This window comes from Bacteroidota bacterium (assembly GCA_016715945.1).
Lineage (GTDB): Bacteria > Bacteroidota > Bacteroidia > Bacteroidales > F082 > JALNZU01.
On sequence record JADJXJ010000001.1, the window covers coordinates 870,626 to 888,234 of the forward strand.

The 17,609-nt window shown below is 49.8% G+C and carries 15 protein-coding genes; 5 read left to right on the top strand and 10 right to left on the bottom strand.

What is annotated here, in order from left to right; all coding sequences use genetic code 11:
* Positions 1-6: 6 nt before the first annotated feature.
* From IPM52_03265 to IPM52_03295, 7 genes are all read right to left on the bottom strand, one after another.
* On the bottom strand, positions 7-1,503 hold the full coding sequence (locus IPM52_03265) for a response regulator (GenBank protein MBK9290639.1): 1,497 nt from the start codon (positions 1,501-1,503) through the stop codon (positions 7-9).
* Between the two features lie 68 nt (positions 1,504-1,571).
* The gene (locus tag IPM52_03270; GenBank protein MBK9290640.1) at positions 1,572-1,760 is read right to left on the bottom strand and encodes a hypothetical protein; all 189 of its coding nucleotides are present in this window, start codon (positions 1,758-1,760) and stop codon (positions 1,572-1,574) included.
* Positions 1,757-3,565 carry a hypothetical protein gene (locus IPM52_03275; GenBank protein MBK9290641.1) on the bottom strand — a complete coding sequence of 603 codons (1,809 nt, stop codon included), beginning with the start codon at positions 3,563-3,565 and terminating at the stop codon, positions 1,757-1,759. The genes IPM52_03270 and IPM52_03275 overlap by 4 nt, the downstream gene beginning before the upstream one ends.
* A gap of 177 nt (positions 3,566-3,742) precedes the next feature.
* Positions 3,743-5,086 carry an FKBP-type peptidyl-prolyl cis-trans isomerase gene (locus IPM52_03280; protein MBK9290642.1) on the bottom strand — a complete coding sequence of 448 codons (1,344 nt, stop codon included), beginning with the start codon at positions 5,084-5,086 and terminating at the stop codon, positions 3,743-3,745.
* 3 nt (positions 5,087-5,089) lie between these two features.
* Positions 5,090-5,953 carry an FKBP-type peptidyl-prolyl cis-trans isomerase gene (locus IPM52_03285; GenBank protein MBK9290643.1) on the bottom strand — a complete coding sequence of 288 codons (864 nt, stop codon included), beginning with the start codon at positions 5,951-5,953 and terminating at the stop codon, positions 5,090-5,092.
* A gap of 4 nt (positions 5,954-5,957) precedes the next feature.
* Positions 5,958-6,476, bottom strand: a complete 519-nt coding sequence (locus IPM52_03290; GenBank protein ID MBK9290644.1) for an FKBP-type peptidyl-prolyl cis-trans isomerase — start codon at positions 6,474-6,476, stop codon at positions 5,958-5,960.
* A gap of 22 nt (positions 6,477-6,498) precedes the next feature.
* Entirely contained in the window at positions 6,499-7,527 is a 1,029-nt protein-coding gene (locus IPM52_03295; GenBank protein ID MBK9290645.1) for a bifunctional oligoribonuclease/PAP phosphatase NrnA, read from the bottom strand.
* A gap of 154 nt (positions 7,528-7,681) precedes the next feature.
* On the opposite strand from IPM52_03295, the gene ndk reads away from it, so the two are divergent.
* Positions 7,682-8,101 (top strand): nucleoside-diphosphate kinase, encoded by a 420-nt coding sequence (gene ndk / locus IPM52_03300; protein MBK9290646.1) that lies wholly within the window; start codon positions 7,682-7,684, stop codon positions 8,099-8,101.
* Here the strand turns inward: ndk and IPM52_03305 are convergent.
* Positions 8,098-8,628 carry a helix-turn-helix transcriptional regulator gene (locus tag IPM52_03305; protein ID MBK9290647.1) on the bottom strand — a complete coding sequence of 177 codons (531 nt, stop codon included), beginning with the start codon at positions 8,626-8,628 and terminating at the stop codon, positions 8,098-8,100. The two genes, ndk and IPM52_03305, sit on opposite strands and share 4 nt — an antisense overlap.
* 503 nt (positions 8,629-9,131) lie before the next feature.
* Between IPM52_03305 and IPM52_03310 the strand changes: the two genes are divergently transcribed.
* Together IPM52_03310 and IPM52_03315 are read left to right on the top strand one after the other, a co-directional pair.
* Positions 9,132-10,955, top strand: coding sequence for a sensor histidine kinase (locus IPM52_03310; protein MBK9290648.1), 1,824 nt, complete (start codon positions 9,132-9,134; stop codon positions 10,953-10,955).
* A 3-nt stretch (positions 10,956-10,958) separates the two neighbouring features.
* Positions 10,959-11,591, top strand: a complete 633-nt coding sequence (locus IPM52_03315; protein MBK9290649.1) for a response regulator transcription factor — start codon at positions 10,959-10,961, stop codon at positions 11,589-11,591.
* A gap of 186 nt (positions 11,592-11,777) precedes the next feature.
* Here the strand turns inward: IPM52_03315 and IPM52_03320 are convergent, their stop codons facing one another.
* Both IPM52_03320 and IPM52_03325 read right to left on the bottom strand, forming a co-directional pair.
* Positions 11,778-13,439 carry a S8 family serine peptidase gene (locus IPM52_03320; GenBank protein ID MBK9290650.1) on the bottom strand — a complete coding sequence of 554 codons (1,662 nt, stop codon included), beginning with the start codon at positions 13,437-13,439 and terminating at the stop codon, positions 11,778-11,780.
* 12 nt (positions 13,440-13,451) lie between these two features.
* Positions 13,452-15,347, bottom strand: a complete 1,896-nt coding sequence (locus IPM52_03325; GenBank protein ID MBK9290651.1) for a M1 family metallopeptidase — start codon at positions 15,345-15,347, stop codon at positions 13,452-13,454.
* Positions 15,348-15,444: 97 nt separating this feature from the next.
* Between IPM52_03325 and IPM52_03330 the strand changes: the two genes are divergently transcribed.
* A complete protein-coding gene (locus IPM52_03330; GenBank protein ID MBK9290652.1) occupies positions 15,445-16,803 on the top strand; it encodes an NAD-dependent succinate-semialdehyde dehydrogenase in 1,359 nt (452 codons plus the stop codon).
* Positions 16,803-17,489: a tRNA (guanosine(37)-N1)-methyltransferase TrmD gene (gene trmD / locus IPM52_03335; GenBank protein ID MBK9290653.1), complete on the top strand. Its 687-nt coding sequence runs from the start codon at positions 16,803-16,805 to the stop codon at positions 17,487-17,489. Before IPM52_03330 ends, trmD begins: the two co-directional genes overlap by 1 nt.
* The last annotated feature ends 120 nt before the right edge of the window (positions 17,490-17,609 follow it).

A 17,609-nucleotide genomic window follows, 5' to 3' on the forward strand; every position in this document is an offset into this window, starting at 1 on the left:
AGGTGTTTACTTCCTGAGGTGCTGGCTGATTACCGTGAACAGTTCCTGTTTGTTGATGGGTTTCGCTAGAAAATCGTCGCATCCCGATTCCATGGCTTTGCGACGGCTGTCGTCGTCGGCAAACGCAGTCTGGGCAATCACGGGCAAATTTGGATTGATTTCTTTGATTTGTCTGGTAGCTTCGAAGCCATCAAGCTTGGGTAGCTGCATGTCCATCAGCACCAGGCTGATGTCGGGATTGCTTCTGCAATACCTCACAGCTTCTTCTCCGTTTTTAGCCCAAAGCAGGAGTGCGCCGGTGTTTTTCAATACCGACCTGAGAAACAGATAGTTGTACTCCACATCGTCCACTACCAGGAAAATCTCATTGCTCCATTCAAACAAGTCGAGGGCAAACGACTGGGCTGTTTGTATCTTCTGCGGATTACAGGCAGGCAGGGTGAAGTAGAAGGTTGTGCCTTTTCCGGGTTGGGAGTCGAACCAGATTTGCCCACCCATCAGCTCCACAAGCTGACGTGTGATCGACATGCCCAGCCCCACCCCTTGCCTGTTCTGTACACCGGGATGGCCGATCTGGCCAAATCTCTGAAAAACTTTGGCGGCAGCGGCAGGATCAATACCTATTCCGGTATCTTTTACATAAAACTGCATCAGGGCAGAATCGGCAGGAAGGTAACCAAATTCAATAATTCCCGATTCAGTAAACTTTATGGCATTGCTCAGCAGGTTAATCATAATTTGCCTGAACCGGTACGGATCGGTATGCACACAGGCATCTGATGGCTGACAACGGCCAATTCTGAGCTCTAGTTTTGAAGCTTTTCCTCTTTTATAAATTTCATTATCAAACATCTGCAGCAGCTCCCTGAAGACAGATTCAATCCTGACATCAGCTTTGCTGATCCTTATCTGTCCGGCCTCTATGCGTGAGATGTCAATAATATCCTCAATGAGTTGCAACAACGATTTACCGGAAGATTTGATCATTTCCACCAGGTCGAGCATTTCCCGGTTTTTCATCTCCTCTTCGAGTATGAGCTCCGAAAACCCTATGATGGTATTGAGGGGCGTACGGATCTCGTGGCTCATATTGGCAAGAAATGCCGTCTTCATCCTGCTGCCTTCCTGAGCCTCCTCGAGGGCAAGGCGAAGCTTTTCAGGGTCTTCATCTTTAAGCAACTCAACCACAATCAGATATGTGGAATTGCTTTCATCATTACCAGGATAGAGTCGAAAATAATGGTTTTTCCTGCCCCGAATTTTAAGGGTCAGGGAGCTTCCATTGCCTTGTCCGTTTGTTCTGAGCAAATCGCCGAGGCTTTCGGCGCTTACGGGCTCAGCCAGAAATAAGAGATTGGGATTGTCGGTACTTGACAAACTATGGGCAAAATAGTCACCAAAAGCCTTGTTGAAAGATTGGATGCTGCCATCGGCACGGGCAAGTGCCGCAGGTACCGGGGTCTGGGAGAACCAATCGCTAAACTGAGTTTTTGATGCATTCATGCCACTCTGCTTGTTTTTCTGATGTAAAGATAAGTAAATCAGGCCAATTTTCACAATCTCCGACCCTGCTATTCTGCCAGCCGCGTATTGCCTTTGATGTGACGCGGAAAGTAGGGACAATGGCGGCATCCGTTGCCACAACAATAGCCCCTGCGCTTCAGGTAGGATGCCTTCATCACCCTGAAACCGTTCTCCATGTAATAATCCTCTCCCTCAACCAGATTATTGTTAAACCGGTAGAACCTGTCGTCTGTCATTTTTCGTTTATGTTGTAAAAGTTTATGTGAAAATCGTCGAGCTGAAATTGTTTTCGCTCTTTGTTCCAGATATATACTTTAATTTCAGCAGCTTTCCCGTCCCATGCGGGCACCCTGAAACCGGTCTCAAATGTCCTCCATGTTTCCGTGATGCTATCCGGCATTTCTTTGATTCTGAATGTTTTATAAAATACCACCTGCTGACTTGAATCTGCAACTGCATACACCAAAAGGGCATCCAGGGCTGCATTGGGTTCCTGCTCAAGGTATTGAACAGATGCCTTCACGTAAATGTCAGACTCTGTTGGAAGAATATCGTCTTTTTGCAACACCAGTGTTGGGCTGTAAATGTTCGATTGATTCATCTGGGCCACATGGCTACCCGAAAAAGCATTATCCGAGGGTTGAATGCCGTTGAATGTCCATGGATTCCGGCTGTGCTCCATCGAATTGGTATAGGAGGCAATCAGCCCGCCCAGATTGTTCCCGAACAAAGGTTCGGCCATGGCCCCAAGCACATTGCGGTATTCCTCGCCCCATTTCAGAAACACATGACGGTATTTTTGTGCATTCATGGAATCGGGATGAATGATGCCGGCTTTGTATTGCCATGTCTGGAAAAGATTGAGCACTACCAGGACAGCAATGACCGGAAAAATCAGCAGCGACAATATCCGACGCTCCTGCAGGCTTGCTACAAGCATGGCCATTGGTATGGCAAGCAAGGAATAAAAATCGACCATTGCACGCATTCCAAAGCTGTCGCCATAAAACCAGTTCCACCAGGAAGAGAGAATATACACCAGGAGCAGGAAAAACAATATAAAACTGCCGGCCATCCAGCGGTTTTGTTTCCAAACGACGACGATACCCGCGAGGCTGAGCAACATCAATGGGGTATAAACGAAAAAGCCTTTGCGGAAGCTGAACAAGAACTGAAAGAATGCAGGCTGCAAAAAATTAAATCCCTCGTTCTGGTATGTCCAGAGAAAAATTCTCCCTGTCAGGGGATAATTATAAATTATTTGTAAACCAATGATTAGCAGGGTTATGGCAATTCCCCTGAGCAGCATTCGCACATGGCTGAGTGCGTATCGGATGCCACTCAGCAGATTGTCGGCGCTGCCGGCCACAACGGCCGACGCAAACAGGATCAGGCCGTTCGAAGGACGGATCAACAATACCAGTCCGAAAAAAACCGAGGCCAGCACAAAATGCCGGCTTTGCTGATGCAGGAAATACAAACGGGTATAGGTGAGGAACGATGCGATGGCTGCAAAGGAATAGACGTGAGAATGAGAAGGTTGCAGGAATGTGTAGTGAAATAGATTTGTGCCGAACACGAGTATGGCCAGACTGGGCAGTATGGCTTTTGTTGGCAAACCAAAAAGGGAAAGCAGGCGACGTGTGGCAAGCAAACCAATAGCCAGCCAGAATGCTGCTGCAAGCGACACACCATATTGAAAAACAATATTATAGCCATCTAGTGGCATACCCGATATCCATGAAAACACCCATGCCGCCAGGAAAAAAGGAAGCATCATCAATGCGGTTCCCATATAAAACTTGTTAATGAGCTTCTGGTCAGCCTTATGAAAATAGTGTGCCATGTAATCGAGGCTGTGGCGCTTTTTCTCGGCCTCGAGCACCGGGGTAAGATCGGTGGTGCGGTGAATCAGAACTGCGGTCAGGTAGGCATAATATCCACTGCCATCGCCATCCACATGTCGCAGGGCTTTTTCCTGAAGCATCAGCTGCATCACATACCATATGATCAGTACGCCGGCAATGATAAACGACCTCATGAAGGAAAACTTTTATTACACAAAGATAGACCTCTGCACCGAAGTTAGGCAAACCGGACTTTTCAATCTAACAAACCTCAACACGGGCGGAATATTATGTGCTTTGCTGACAATGCAGGCATACCGAAAAAAAAAGCTGACCCGTAAGGTCAGCTTTTTTGATGCAAGTTATTTTTTTTATTGGTTATCAAGCACTTCCAGCACTTCCACATCAAAAACCAGGGTACTGAAGGCGGGGATATCCGGACCGCGATCGGTGCCACCGTAAGCAATATCGGAGGGCAGGATCAGCCGGGCTTTACCGCCTTCGCGCATATAGGTGAGGGCTTCGTCCCAGCCTTTGATTACCTGGCCCTGTCCCACAGTAAATTCGAATGGCTGACCTGAGTCTTTCGACGACTGGATCATCTTGCCACTCAGGTTGTACAAAGTGTAATGCACTCGGACTTTCTTACCGCTTTCGACGGCTTTTCCGGTGCCTTTCTCGGTTTCGATAAAATAGAGTCCGGAGGCCTTGGGAGCAACTGTGATGTTATTAGTTCTCAGATAGTTGGCAAGTTTCTCTTTTTCTTCTTTTCTGGCCTTTTCATTGGCCGCTTCAGCGCGTTTGCGTTCAGCTTCCTGCTCTTTTTCAACCTGTTCCCGGGTTTTAAAATCTACGAGCTCCACTTCGTAAAGCAGTGTGGTGTAGGGTGGAATAAGTCCCTGACGGCCAGTGCTGTCGAAAGCCAGGTGCGAGGGCACGATGAGGCTGGCTTTGGTGCCCTTGCTGAGGTAAGTCAGGGCTTCGTCGAAGCCTTTGGTGTCGAAAGGCTCGCCGAACTCGATATCCATAGGGCGATTGCCTTCGGTGGAGTACAAGGGGAGGCCGTCGATGGTCGAAATGGAAAAGTGCACCTGCATCACATCGCCCGGCTTTGGGGCCTTTCCGCTTCCTTTTCTTTTCTCGATGTAGTACAGTCCCGAAGCCAGAGGCTGGGTGGAAATGTTGTTGGCTTCAAGATATTCCTTAAGTTGTTTTTGTTCTTTTTCTTTCATTTCGAGCAGCATTGCCCGCTCTTCGGCCCGTGCTTCTTCTGCACTTTTGAGCTCGAGGAGCTTCATATCGAAGTAAATGGGCTGGCCGGGCTTGACAAATTCAGGAAGCTCGGGCATGCGTGCCATCACCATGAAAAATGAGTCGGCTGGAAAGACAACAGTCACAGAGTCGCCCACCCTGAGCAGGGTAAGCGCAGCGTAAATATCGCCTTCGAAGGTGGGCGCTACAACAGGGAAAGTCAAGGGCTGTGGCATGGTGCGGCTATCGAAGAGGATGCTGTCTTCGAGACGATAGACCATGGACAGGGTGACCAGATCGTCCAATTGTGGCTTAACCTCGCCTGAGCCTTTGGTGTGCCATTTGATGTACACCCCGTTTTCGGCTTTCCTGAAGCCGGGATACTTGCTTTTGGTACATGCGCCGACTGCGAGCAGGAGGGCCAGCAGCACTACGACGGATCGGATTGTGGTTTTGATTGTCATAAATTATTTAACGATTTCAATGAGTTCTACGTCAAAAACAAGCGCACTGAATGGAGGGATCGCACCTGCCTGCCGGGCGCCGTAGGCCAGATGCTGAGGTAGAATCAGCTTTGCTTTGCCGCCTACTCGCATCATGGCTATGCCTTCGTCCCAGCCCTTAATCACCTGGCCCATGCCAAGGATAAATTCGAAGGGCTGACCGCGGTCGTATGAGCTGTCGAATTTTGTACCGTCGAGCAATGTCCCCTTGTAGTGTACTTTCACGGCCTGTCCTTTTATGGGAGCCGGACCGCTTCCCTTTTGTATTTCCACGTAATACAAACCGCTTTCTGTAGGTTTGGCAGTAATTCCCTGAGCAGCAATGAATTCCTCTAATGCTTCGTTGCTGGCATCAATCATGGCCTGCATGGCCTCCTGTTGTTCGCGTTCGTAGGCCTCCTGCGACTGAAAACGCAACATGCCAATGTCGAACCTGACCACAGAATTCGGCTTGACGAACGGGGGCATTTCGCGCACCATGAACATCAGCTTGAACGTGGAATCGGCACGGCAAATAAAGCTGGCTGAATCGCCTGCCGACATCATCAGCAAACCCTCGTAAAAATCGCCTTTGAAAGCCGGCTGCATCAACGGAAACTTGAGCTCGCGTCCGAGAAACTGGCTGTCGAAAAGCAGCGAATCATCAATGTAGTAACGCATGTTGGCGGTTACGATGTCGCCTACGCGCGCAGGTGGCAATCCGGGGGTCTTTTTGTGAAACTTATAAATCAGGCCGCTGGGGGCTTTTTCAAAACCTTGAGGCACCGATTGTCCGCAGGCCGGAACTGAAAAGACTATCAATCCCAGAAGAAACAGATAAATTCTCATAAGACTATTGAATATCAACTACTTCGATCAAATAAACGATAGGTGTGCGGGGAGGGATCTTTTCAGAATCGCCCAGCAATCCGAAAGCAAGGTGCGAAGGTAGAATAAATTTGGCCTTGTCGCCTTTTCGCAGCATCACAATACCTTCCTCAAGTCCGGTTTCAACGCCTCCCCTGCCGACAACAAACTGTTTCAAACCCAGCTGTTCCGAATCGTAGATTACATCGCCCGTGAGCAACATCACCTTATACTTAAGCGTAACCAGCTGCCCGTAACGCGCTTTGTCGCCCTTGCCTGGAGTTTCGATGGAATAGCGGAGGCCTGTGCCTGTTTTCTGCATCTTCCAGCCATACCTACGCAAAAAATCGTCAATGTCCTCTTCCTCCGAGCGGATCAGATACCGGTTTGCCTTGATCAGCGATTCTTTCAGGTCAGCTTCTTTGGTGGCGGGTTCATCGTCCTGATGCTCCGCAGCAGGACCACCACAGGAAAATGCGAACAAAGCCAAAACAACCCACACCATGAAGCGCAGGTGCGAGCCTAACTTATTGATATTCATAGGAAAGTAGCTCAGCATATTGCGGCAAAACAGATAGCAGCTTGTCAATGGTTTCGCTCAAAGTGCTTTTCGAGCTGCCGCCGGCGGCATTGGGGTGCCCTCCCCCATCGAAATGCAAACGCGCCAGCTCGTTGGCCGGAAAACTGCCTTTCGACCTGAACGACAGCCTGATCTGGTCTTTTCGCTCGGTGATAAGTACAGCCAGATTGATGTGCTGCATGCTCAGGGGATAATTCGATAGGCCCTCGGTGTCGCCGATCTGGTAGTTAAAATTCTTCAGATCGCTGAGGCTCAGCGATATAATGGCTGTTTTGTACTGCTTCAGTACTTGCATGCGCTCCAGGAGGGCAAATCCGAACAACCTGAGGCGGTCTTCGGAGAAAGTGTCGTAAATCAAACGATTGATACGCTCACCATCAATGCCCAGACTGATTAACGAGGCGGCTGCCCTGAAAGTCTCCGGGTTCCCGATGCTGTATTTGAACGAGCCAGTATCGGTCATGATGCCTACGTAAAGGTTTTCGGCCACCGATCTGGTGATCATGTGGGACAATTCCAGCTCGGTGAGCAAACGATACACCAGCTCAGCTGTGCTCGAAACTCTGGTATCCCAATAAATCAGGTCGAAGTTATCATGCTCAGGATCAATATGATGGTCAATCATGATCCGGATGGCCGCCGATTTCCGGATGTCGTCGGCAAGATTGCCTGCACGCGAAAGGGCGTTGTGGTCAACAGAAACAATATAGCGCGATTGCTGGATTATCTGTTTTGCCAATTGCGCCTGTTTTTCAAAAATGATGGTATGGCCGATACCTGGCATCCATGCAAGAAAGCCTGGATAGGTATTGGGAATCAAAACCTTAGCCTGATTACCCATGGCATTCAGCACCTCGGCAAGGGCAAGCGCTGAACCGATGGTATCCCCGTCGGGATTGCTGTGGGTGACAATCGCAAAAGTGGATGATGACCTGAAAATGGAAGCCAGCGAAGTAAGTGGATTGAGTTGCGTCATGCTTTGACAATGTGTTGCAAAAATAGCGAATTGGCCGGCACAGACGGGTAACAGGCCAGATAGTTGGGCACGATCGAAAAATTACGCATCGAAATGCCTATTTTTGCAGCGCAAAATCACAACATTCATTCAATCAAAAACATCAACCCTGATTATGGCAGGAAACATCACATTTACAATGATCAAGCCCGGAGCAGTAGCCGACGGGCACACCGGTGCGATTCTGGCAAAAATTGCCGAAGGCGGATTCCGCATCAAGGCTTTGCGCATGACCCGCCTGAGCAAGGAACAGGCTGAAACATTTTACGCTATCCACAAGGAGCGTCCGTTTTTTGCGAGCCTTGTTGCTTCCATGAGCTCAGGCCCCATTGTGGCTGCCATCCTTGAAAAAGAAAATGCAGTGCAGGCCTATCGCGACTTTATCGGAGCCACCAATCCCGAAAATGCCCACGAAGGCTCCATCCGCAAACTGTTTGGCAAATCAATCGAAGCCAACGCTGTGCATGGTTCCGACTCGGATGAAAACGCCATCATCGAAAGTGATTTCTTCTTCAGCGGCTTCGACAGGTTTTAAGCCTTTGGCTCCAGCACACGAAACGTGTGGTCGCTGTAAACTAGAATAAGTTTTACAACTTTTGGTTCATCCCCCTCCTGACGAGGGGGATTTTCTTTTTTGGCCGGCTCATTCAGCACATCCCCGGCCTTTACCTCATGAGCAGCCTGGGGAGCAGGCTGAGAGGCAGCCTGAACTTCAGGTTGGGAGCTTACATTTTTAGGTGGATCAGGAGCCTTTTGCTGTTCAGGTTCAGAAAAATCAAACAACGTGCCCTGCACACGAGGCAACTTAGGCTGTGAAGGATTTGCACCAGCTGCCACCTCCGGTGAAAGGGTGGCCGGACCTTTGCCCAGCAACAACCAGTCGAGGCTAAACTCAGGAAACGATTCCTTGATTCTAATGATAAACTCAGTTCCCGGTTTGTTGCGCCCCGAAAGTATATGCGAAATGCCCGACCGCTGTATTCCCAGGGTCTCGGCCAGTTGCGTCGCATTGATGTTTTTGGTCTTCATCAGATGCACAATGCGGTCTTTGATGTCGTCCATTGCTACAAACTTAACTTTACAAATGTAGAATTAAAATTGAAGTAAATCAACATTTATTAGTTTTACATTTGTAACCTAACGCATATTACCTATCTGAATTGAGCTTTTGTCTAAATAATACTTTTTATATCATTGTTATTCAATAGTTTATTATCTAATCTAATGTAGTGACATTTTTTGCTGATCAGCTTTCCATAGTTTTAACAAATAATACATATAACCTATTTAATTTGGCTGATTTCGTGTGTTTTAACTATTATTTTAAAGGATTTTTGAAAAATATACTATATTAGCATGATTTACATTTGTATCAGTAGCTAAATTCTAAATGTTACATATGTATATTGTAATGTTTTACTGTATGTTAGATGATAGGTTGTTTATTTTTATAAATATGTTTACACATATAACACTGTTGTATTTTGAGCACTTTTCCTGAAGCTGCGAAGAACTTTACCTACAACTGCTGATATTGATTACCTTTGTTATGAATCAAAAATCAAATGGGCTCATCTCCGTTAAGTGTAATATGGCTGGCGATTGCTGTTGCCCTTCTGCCCTTTGATGGCCTCATATCGGCCAGGGATACCCTTATTGAATCGGCCAGGCAGCGACCCGACAGCCTTCAGGTGGATTACCTCCTTCAGGCCGTAGCAAGGCATTACCGGAGCATGCCCGAAGAAGCCCTCAGATGGATTGATGAGGTTGAAAGACAAAGCTTTGCCAGATCAATGCCTGATGCGCGTTCGCAGGCCTACCGGTTTGCCGGAGCTATTTACAAAAACAAAGGGGATTTTGCCAGGTCCCTCGAATACCATCTTAAGTCGTTAAAAATCAACGATTCGCTGAATAACAAGGCTGCCCTTGCCACCAATTACAACGACATAGGGATTGTTTACAAAAACCTTGGCGACTACAGGCTTGCACTCGAAGCCTACCAAAAGGCCAACGCCCTGGTTACAGAGCTGGGACTAAAGAAAGGTATTGTAATGACTTTAAACAATTTAGGGACGATATATGAAGCATTGGGTCAATACGATGATGCCTTGAAATATTACAACCGGGCATATGCCAAAGCCAAAGAATATGACATCCCCGAAGGATTGTCGGTAGCGCTCAGCAATATTGGCGAGCTATATGCCAACAGGAACGAACCTCAAACGGCACTGGAATACTTCCGCGAAGCCATCACCATCGACGAGCAAACCGGCGACCTGATAGGTTCGGCCATCACGCGTCTGAACATTGCGGCAATGCATATCGGGCTGAAGCAGTGGGACAGTGCCCTGATGCATTTTGAAAGGGCACAAAGCATTGCAGAACAGTATAATTCGTACGATTTGCTGAATAAAGTTTACAGCGGACTCACACGTTTGTACGAAGCCCGTGGCGACTATCGTAAAGCCCTCGAGATGTATCGGCTTGCCCGCAATGCGCAGGATTCGGTGTACAATGAGGCAGCGTCGAAGCAATTGGCCGAAATAAAGGCGAGATACGACGACCTGCAGAAAGACCGTGAAATTGAGCAACTTAAATCAGAAAAGCTATTCAATGAGCTAACCATACAACAACAGCGCTCCGAAAGGCTCGCACTGATCTTCCTGACCGTTTTTGGAGCCTTGATCGCCTTCATGCTTTATCGCAGGCAACAGGCCAGACAAGCTGAAAAACATCACCTTGAGCTGATCCGGCAGCGCGATGCGCACCTCTCAGCGCTTGTCGAGGTGCAGGAAAACGAGCGAAAAGAACTGGCGAAGGAACTCCACGACGGAGTTGGCCAACTACTCTCAGGGATTAAACTGGGCTTGTCGGCACTTAAATCACAGGTTGAACAACATGGCTATAACTTACATAATATCAATGAGATTACCGATGTAGTTGATCAAACTATTACAGAGGTCAGAGGGATTTCGCACCGCATGATGCCCAGGATATTGCAGGAGGAAGGTTTGGTTCCGGCAATCAGCGATATGCTCGATAAGTCATTCAAATTCAGCAATATCGAATGTGTGTTTGAGCACTTTGGCCTCAAGGACCGTTACCCGGAAAAGATTGAAATCAGCCTCTACAGGATCTGCCAGGAACTGATCAACAACATCATCAAGCATTCCGGAGCCACCAAAGTAAGCGTGCAACTTGTTCAAAATCAAAACTATCTGATACTCTTTGTTGAGGATAACGGACACGGCCTCGCCGGAGATAAAACGGATAAGGGCATCGGTTTGCTCAATATCGCAACCAGGCTCAAAAACCTGCACGGAGAGTTTATCATGGAGCCGAGTCCGGAGAGTGGATTAACTGCAACTGTAAGAATACCAATTTCTTAGAAGATGCCAAAGGTCATCATTTGCGACGATCATGCCATTGTGAGCGACGGCCTGCGTAGCCTCATCCACACCGAACCGGGCTGGCAGGTCATCACCACCACAAGCAACGGAAGGGAGCTGCTCGACACCCTGCGCCTGGTAACACCCGACCTTGTGTTGCTCGACGTGGACATGCCTGTGCTCAACGGCTTCGAAACCATGCGCCTGATAAAAGAACAATACCCTGACCTTAAGGTGGTTATACTGACAATGCACAACGAACAAGCCATTGTGCGTCGTTTTGTAAATCTTGGCGCAAAAGGCTACCTGCCAAAAGATTCCGACCGGACAAGCTTTTTCGATTGCCTGAACAAGGTGATTGCCGGCCAGACCAGCTTTAGCTTTGCTTCATCGGGTAAGATGCCGAATGCGCTGGCAAATGAAATTCCACAGGAGGTTCACGTGGGACTGTTGACCGAACGCGAGACTGAGATCTTAAAACTTATCGCCGGGGGTTTCTCCAACAAAGAAATTGCTGACAAACTTGGCATCAGCCACCGCACCGTGGATACCCACCGCACCAACCTGATGCGCAAACTCGACCTGAACAACACAGCAGCCCTGGTGAGGTACGCGTTCAGGAACGGACTCATCTGACCAAGCCCTCATCCCTTACTGGTTTCAAAATTTCTGTGTCTTACCCGGACTGAACGTTTTTATGCGATTCTCAGAGAGGAATACTTCTTCTGCGAAAAACGTAAAACATTATTAACCAAATACTTTTAAAGAAATACAGGGGTTGTAAACCCAAAGCATTTCTTTTAAAAAAGGCTGAATTTAAAACTAACGTGTTTTGATCAGCCTGATCTGCTGGTGGCCATCAGGACCGGAGGCCTGGAGGAGGTAGGTGCCAGCCTTCAGTTGTGCAAGCCGCGAGGTGAGTTGGTCTTTGTTCACGTCAGTGATGGTCATCGAAAGTATCCGGCGGCCGTACAGGTCGGTTAGCACAATGTTGAGCGGGCGCAGTTCGAAAAGGCGGATCTGCAGATTGTGGCTGAACGGGTTGGGATAGACAAGCATGAGCCTTGCTTCGTGCAGGCCGGTGTCGATGGAAGTAAGCCAGTCGGCGGCTGCCACAAAATCGGGGATGCCATAGCCAAAGGTATAGGAAGGATTGGAGGCAGTGCTCCCGCTTTGCATAATGGCTTGTTTGATCTGAAGGTTGGTGAAATTTGGTTTCATCTGCCAGAGGCAGGCCGACATGCCCGCAATGATTGGCGAGGAGAACGATGTGCCGTTGCCAAAGGTGAAGTTGTTGTTCGATCCGGCCAGGGCGGTACCCTGCCCTTGTGCCATCACATCGGGTTTGATGCGACCGTCGTAAGTAGGCCCGATGCTGCTGAACGAAGCGCGCTGACCGGATGCATTCACCGCACCTATTGAAAACACATTGAAACCGTCGGCTGGCGCACCTATGTATGGGAAGCTGCTGTTGCTGCCGGAGTTGCCGGCACTGTTCACCACCAGAATTCCTTTGGAAGCAGCAATGTCGGCCCCGATGGTAACGATGGCTGTCTGTCCGTTCATATGGGTGTAGTCGTGGTTCCACTGCGGCCAGTCGAAATCAATATAGCCAAGCGACGAATTGATGATGTCCACCCCCACACTGTCGGCAAACTCAGCCGCTGAAACCCAATTGTATTCTTCGATCAGGTGCTCGCTGAAAACATATTCTGACTTGAGCAGCCAGAACGATGCTTTGGGAGCAGTGCCAATGAGCTGGCCAGGTCTGTTTGACGCAATGGTGCTCAATACCGCTGTTCCGTGCGTGCTCTCGGAATACACATTTCCGCCGGGGAGGGTAAAGTCTTTTGTACCGAGAATCTGACCGTTGTTGCGGATGCTGTCGAAGGCAATGTGGGTATCCACCCCGGTGAATCCACCGTCGAGCAGGGCGATGACCATGCCTTCGCCACGAAACCCGTTGGCATGCAACGGAATGCCATTGATCTGGTTGATCTGATTAAAACCTGTACCATAGTCATAGAGTCCTGAGCCACTTTTTGGCAAAGCAGGTTGTGCAGCGTCCATAATTTCGACGCCTTCGTCAAAAAGCTTCTTTTTGAGCTCATGCTTCATAGGTTCCTCTGTCAACATCTTGATGCTCAACACGTAGGGCAGCGCAGCGATGGCATTCAGCACAGACTGGCTCGAGGTTTGAATCGTGACCCCATTGAGCCATTTGGTTGGGAAAAGGATGGTGGCACCCGTGGCGGCAACACCGCTCAGGTACTGCGGGTTGACCGGCAGGTCGTTCTCCGAAATGGGGATATTCTGCCTGATTCTGCGCTGAATGGCCCGTGGTGTGAGAAATGCCCCCGGATTGTCGATGCTGTATGGAGAGCCGGCTTTGTCGGTAAATTGTACATAATAAGTGTTGGGTGCAATCTGGGCTTCCAGGCCAAGCATGGCCAGCATCAGAATTAAGGTGAATATCTTCCGCATATGTTCAAGGCTTTAATCAATGTAAATCAATATGTTGTCTTTTTTGTTCACATCGGGTATCAGGGGATTGCCCAGTTTCACCTCACGTACCGGTTTGTTGCTGCTGATAGGCAACAGGAGCGTAGTGCCATTTTGCCAAACCCGGGCATCCCGAACGATATCCTCTGTGGTGTCGTCGGCAAATGTAACGGTAATGTGCACAGGAAGAGGCAGTCCTCCGGAATTTTCAACCACCACTTCGTTTGCGGGTGTGATTTTGCGCAAAGCGAGGTCGGCATAGGCCGACTGATAGAACCATGGCATAAAAAACCAGCTCAGGTCCTGGTCGGCCACTTTTTCAAAAGCTGCAAAAAAGTCCAACGGAATAGGATGTTTGCCGTTCCAGGTATGCATATAGTGTTGCAAGGCTTTTCTAAACAACCCGCTTCCAAGGGTTTGCTCGAGGAAGTAATAGGCCAGAGCTGGTCGCACATAGCTGGCCAGGCGCAGGCTCGGATAATTGGCTGCCATAAACTGGTTAGGAACCATAGGAGGCAAATCGTTTTCTGTTCCGGCCTGGTTTTCGTAGCCCCGGATGAGCTGCGCAATGTAGTTGTTTGAAGGATAGAGGCTGTCGGTGAGCTTGTGCGGCCAGAGTGTAGCCCAGCCCTCATCCATCCAGGCGTATTTCTTTTCGTTGGTTCCCATATAAAACGGCATATAGGTATGCGCGATTTCGTGGAAGGTGAGGCTGAAATTGCCCTGCTCCTGCGAAGGTGCCCCGTTGATGGCCATCATGGGTGTCTCCATCCCGCCTGCAGCCTTACCGTTATGCATGGTGGTCATGTGAGGATAGGGAAACGGGATGCCCGGCATTTGTTTCGACATGTATTCGATGCTTAACTGACTGAAATAGGCCACCTTATTCCAATGCCTGGCGCCAGCCGGATAGACTGCCGAGGCAAGAATATGGTTTCCATCTGCATCCGTCGAAACGGCCACTGCATCCCAAACCAGTCCATGCCCCAGTCCAAAACTGAAATCAGGCACATGCCGTGCTTCGAAGCGAAATACCTGCGGGGCATGTTTGCGGAACACCTGCTTTTTCCTGTAATCAGCTACATCGATCACGCGCACCACTTCCGTTGAGCTTTCAGCCTGATGAAGCCTGGCCAGGATGAGGTCCGAAAATACCTCCGTCCTGTTTTGGATCAGTCCGGTTGCCCAGGCTACGTATCCTTTTGGCACTTTAATATTAATAAGGTAGTCGTTGAAATCGTTGTAAAACTCTACACTGCCTCCGTAGCTGATCATGTCCCAGCCATCAATGTCGTCATACACAGCTACTTGCGGATACCAATAAGCCACAAAAACCACCGAATCGCTGTACTTGCCCATGCGGATGGTACGCGTGGCAGGGATAGGCACTTCCCAGCTGATGGATACCACGGTGGAATCGCCGGGAAAAACCTTCCGGCCGGTACGAAGTACCAGCTTGGTACCCAGGCGGTTTACTTTGGTCTGGTCGTTCGGATTGATGGTTACCCCATCCCATTGCAAGGAGTTGATTGTTGTTCCGCTGTGCAGGTCTGGCGTGCCAACGTCCCAGTCGCGGCTGTTGCCCATGCGGAAGATATCCTGATAAAGGTTAAATACCAGCCTGTCGAGGGTATCCGGACTTTGGTTGAAATAGGTGATGGTCCCCTGCCCTTTCAGCAGCCGCTTTTTCACCGAAACAGACACGTCAAACTGATACCGGGCATGGTTTTGCCAGTAATTGGGTCCGGGTTCACCGGTGGTGGTTCGGGTACCTTTGGCCAGGGCTTGCTGCCAGTTGCGCGGCAGCGGATAGCTTGTTGTCTGGCCAACAGCCTGAATAGCAATGATGAGCAATCCGGCCAGCGTTGCGAGTGTAGATTGTCTGGGCATGCAATGCTAAGTTTTTGTGCGTTCAAAAGTAGCTCAAATGGAACGCTGACCTCTGGCCGGCAAGTTTTCGTTACTTTGCAGCCAAAAGACGGCCGCAATGAAAAGCATCAACCCCTTCGATGGCAGCCTGATAGCCGAATACCCTCCGATGAGCGAAGCTGAAATTGCTGACCGGATCGCAGAAACCGACAAGGCTTTTGCTGTCTGGTCGGACATGGAGCTGTCGCGGAGATCGGTTTTCATGGAGCGACTGGGTGAGCTGTTGGAGCAGGACAAGGAAAAATATGCCCGCATCATCACCGCCGAGATGGGCAAACCCATACGCGAGGCGCGGACAGAGGTAGCCAAATGTGCCTGGCTATGCAGCCACTTTGCCCGGAACTCGGCAGACTATCTCAGGGACAGGCAGGTGGACACCGAGGCACGTCGGACGGTGGTGCGATACGAACCCCTTGGGGTGTTGTTTGCCATCATGCCATGGAACTTCCCGTTCTGGCAGGTGATGCGTTTTGCCGTCCCGGCCCTGATGGCAGGCAATACGGTTTTGTTCAAGCATGCGCCCAATGTCACCGGCTGCGGGCGTGCAATAACGGAGGCATTTGCCGCTGCAGGATTCCCGCAAGGCGTTGTATCGCAACTTGTTATGGATGTTGAGCATACCGAAATGGTCATTGCACACGCTGCAGTGCGCGGGGTGAGCATCACCGGAAGCGAGCGGGCCGGACGAAGCGTGGCTGCACTGGCAGGCAGGCATCTGAAAAAGGTTGCACTGGAACTGGGTGGATCGGATGCCTTTATTGTGTTTCCGGATGCCGAGCTTGGCGATGCCTGCACCACCGGCATGCGTTCGCGCATGCTCAATGCCGGTCAGGTGTGCATAGCTGCCAAACGCTTCCTGGTTCACGAGGACATATATGACGCATTTGTGCAACAGCAGCTCGAACTTCTTCAGGCCCTGCAACCCGGCAATCCTATGGACGAACATACTGAGATAGGTCCCATGGCCCGTCCCGATCTGATGCTGACACTCACCGAACAGCTCTCTCAGACCCTCTCGGCCGGAGCAAAGCTGAGCTTTGGCGGACGTACCTTTCCGGATTACCCGAATATCTTCATGCCTACATTGGTCGAAAATGTGCGGCCTGGCATGCGGCTGTGGGACGAAGAAACCTTTGGCCCGGTGATGTGTCTGAGCCGGTTTGGCAGCACCAACGAAGCCATCGCACTGGCAAATGCGAGTCCCTATGGCCTGGGCGCCTCGGTCTGGACCAGCGATCAGGATCTGGCACAACATGTGGCCATGCGCCTTCAAACCGGAAGCGTATTTGTAAACAGCCTGGTAAAGTCCGATCCGCGACTGCCCTTTGGCGGCATCAAAAACTCCGGCTTCGGGCGCGAACTGGGCGAAGCTGGTATCAAAGAATTTGTAAACATAAAAACCTACTGGTATCAATGATGCATATCGACATCATCACCATATTCCCCGAAATGTTTGATGGCCCCTTCAGCGAGAGCATCATCAAAAGGGCAATACATAAAGGTCTGGTTAACATCAGCTTGCACAACCTTCGCGACTACACCACCGATAAGCACCACAAGGTGGACGACTACCCTTTTGGCGGCGGAGCCGGTATGGTGATGATGGTGGAACCTATCGACCGGTGCATCAGTCACCTCAGGTCGCTGCGCAATTACGACGAAGTCATCTATATGAGTCCTGATGGCGTGTTGCTCAACCAGGGCCTGTGCAACACCCTCTCGTTACGTAAAAACCTCATCCTCCTCTGCGGCCATTACAAAGGGATAGACGAGCGCGTGCGTGAACACCTGGTTACTATGGAAATTTCCATTGGGGATTATGTGTTGTCGGGGGGTGAGCTGGCTGCAGCTGTACTCACCGACAGCATCGTCAGACTGCTGCCTGGGGTGCTGGGCGACGAGACCTCAGCGCTTTCGGATTCGTTTCAGGACGGGCTTGTTTCGCCACCTGTCTATACCCGTCCGCGCAACTACAAAGGTTGGGAAGTGCCGGAGGTGTTGCTCAGCGGCAACGACAAGCGCATCAGCGAATGGCGGCTGCAACAGGCCATCGAGCGCACCAGAAAAAGACGACCCGGGATGATCGGGGAGAGAGGGGAATAAGCACCTTTCTTACCTGAACAGGAAATTTGCTGCGCATGGAGCCTTACCCTCAGGCCAGGGTGAAAGTGCATCTATAATCTGGTTTACAGAGACTTATGAATTTTTTGGGATGACTCGTTT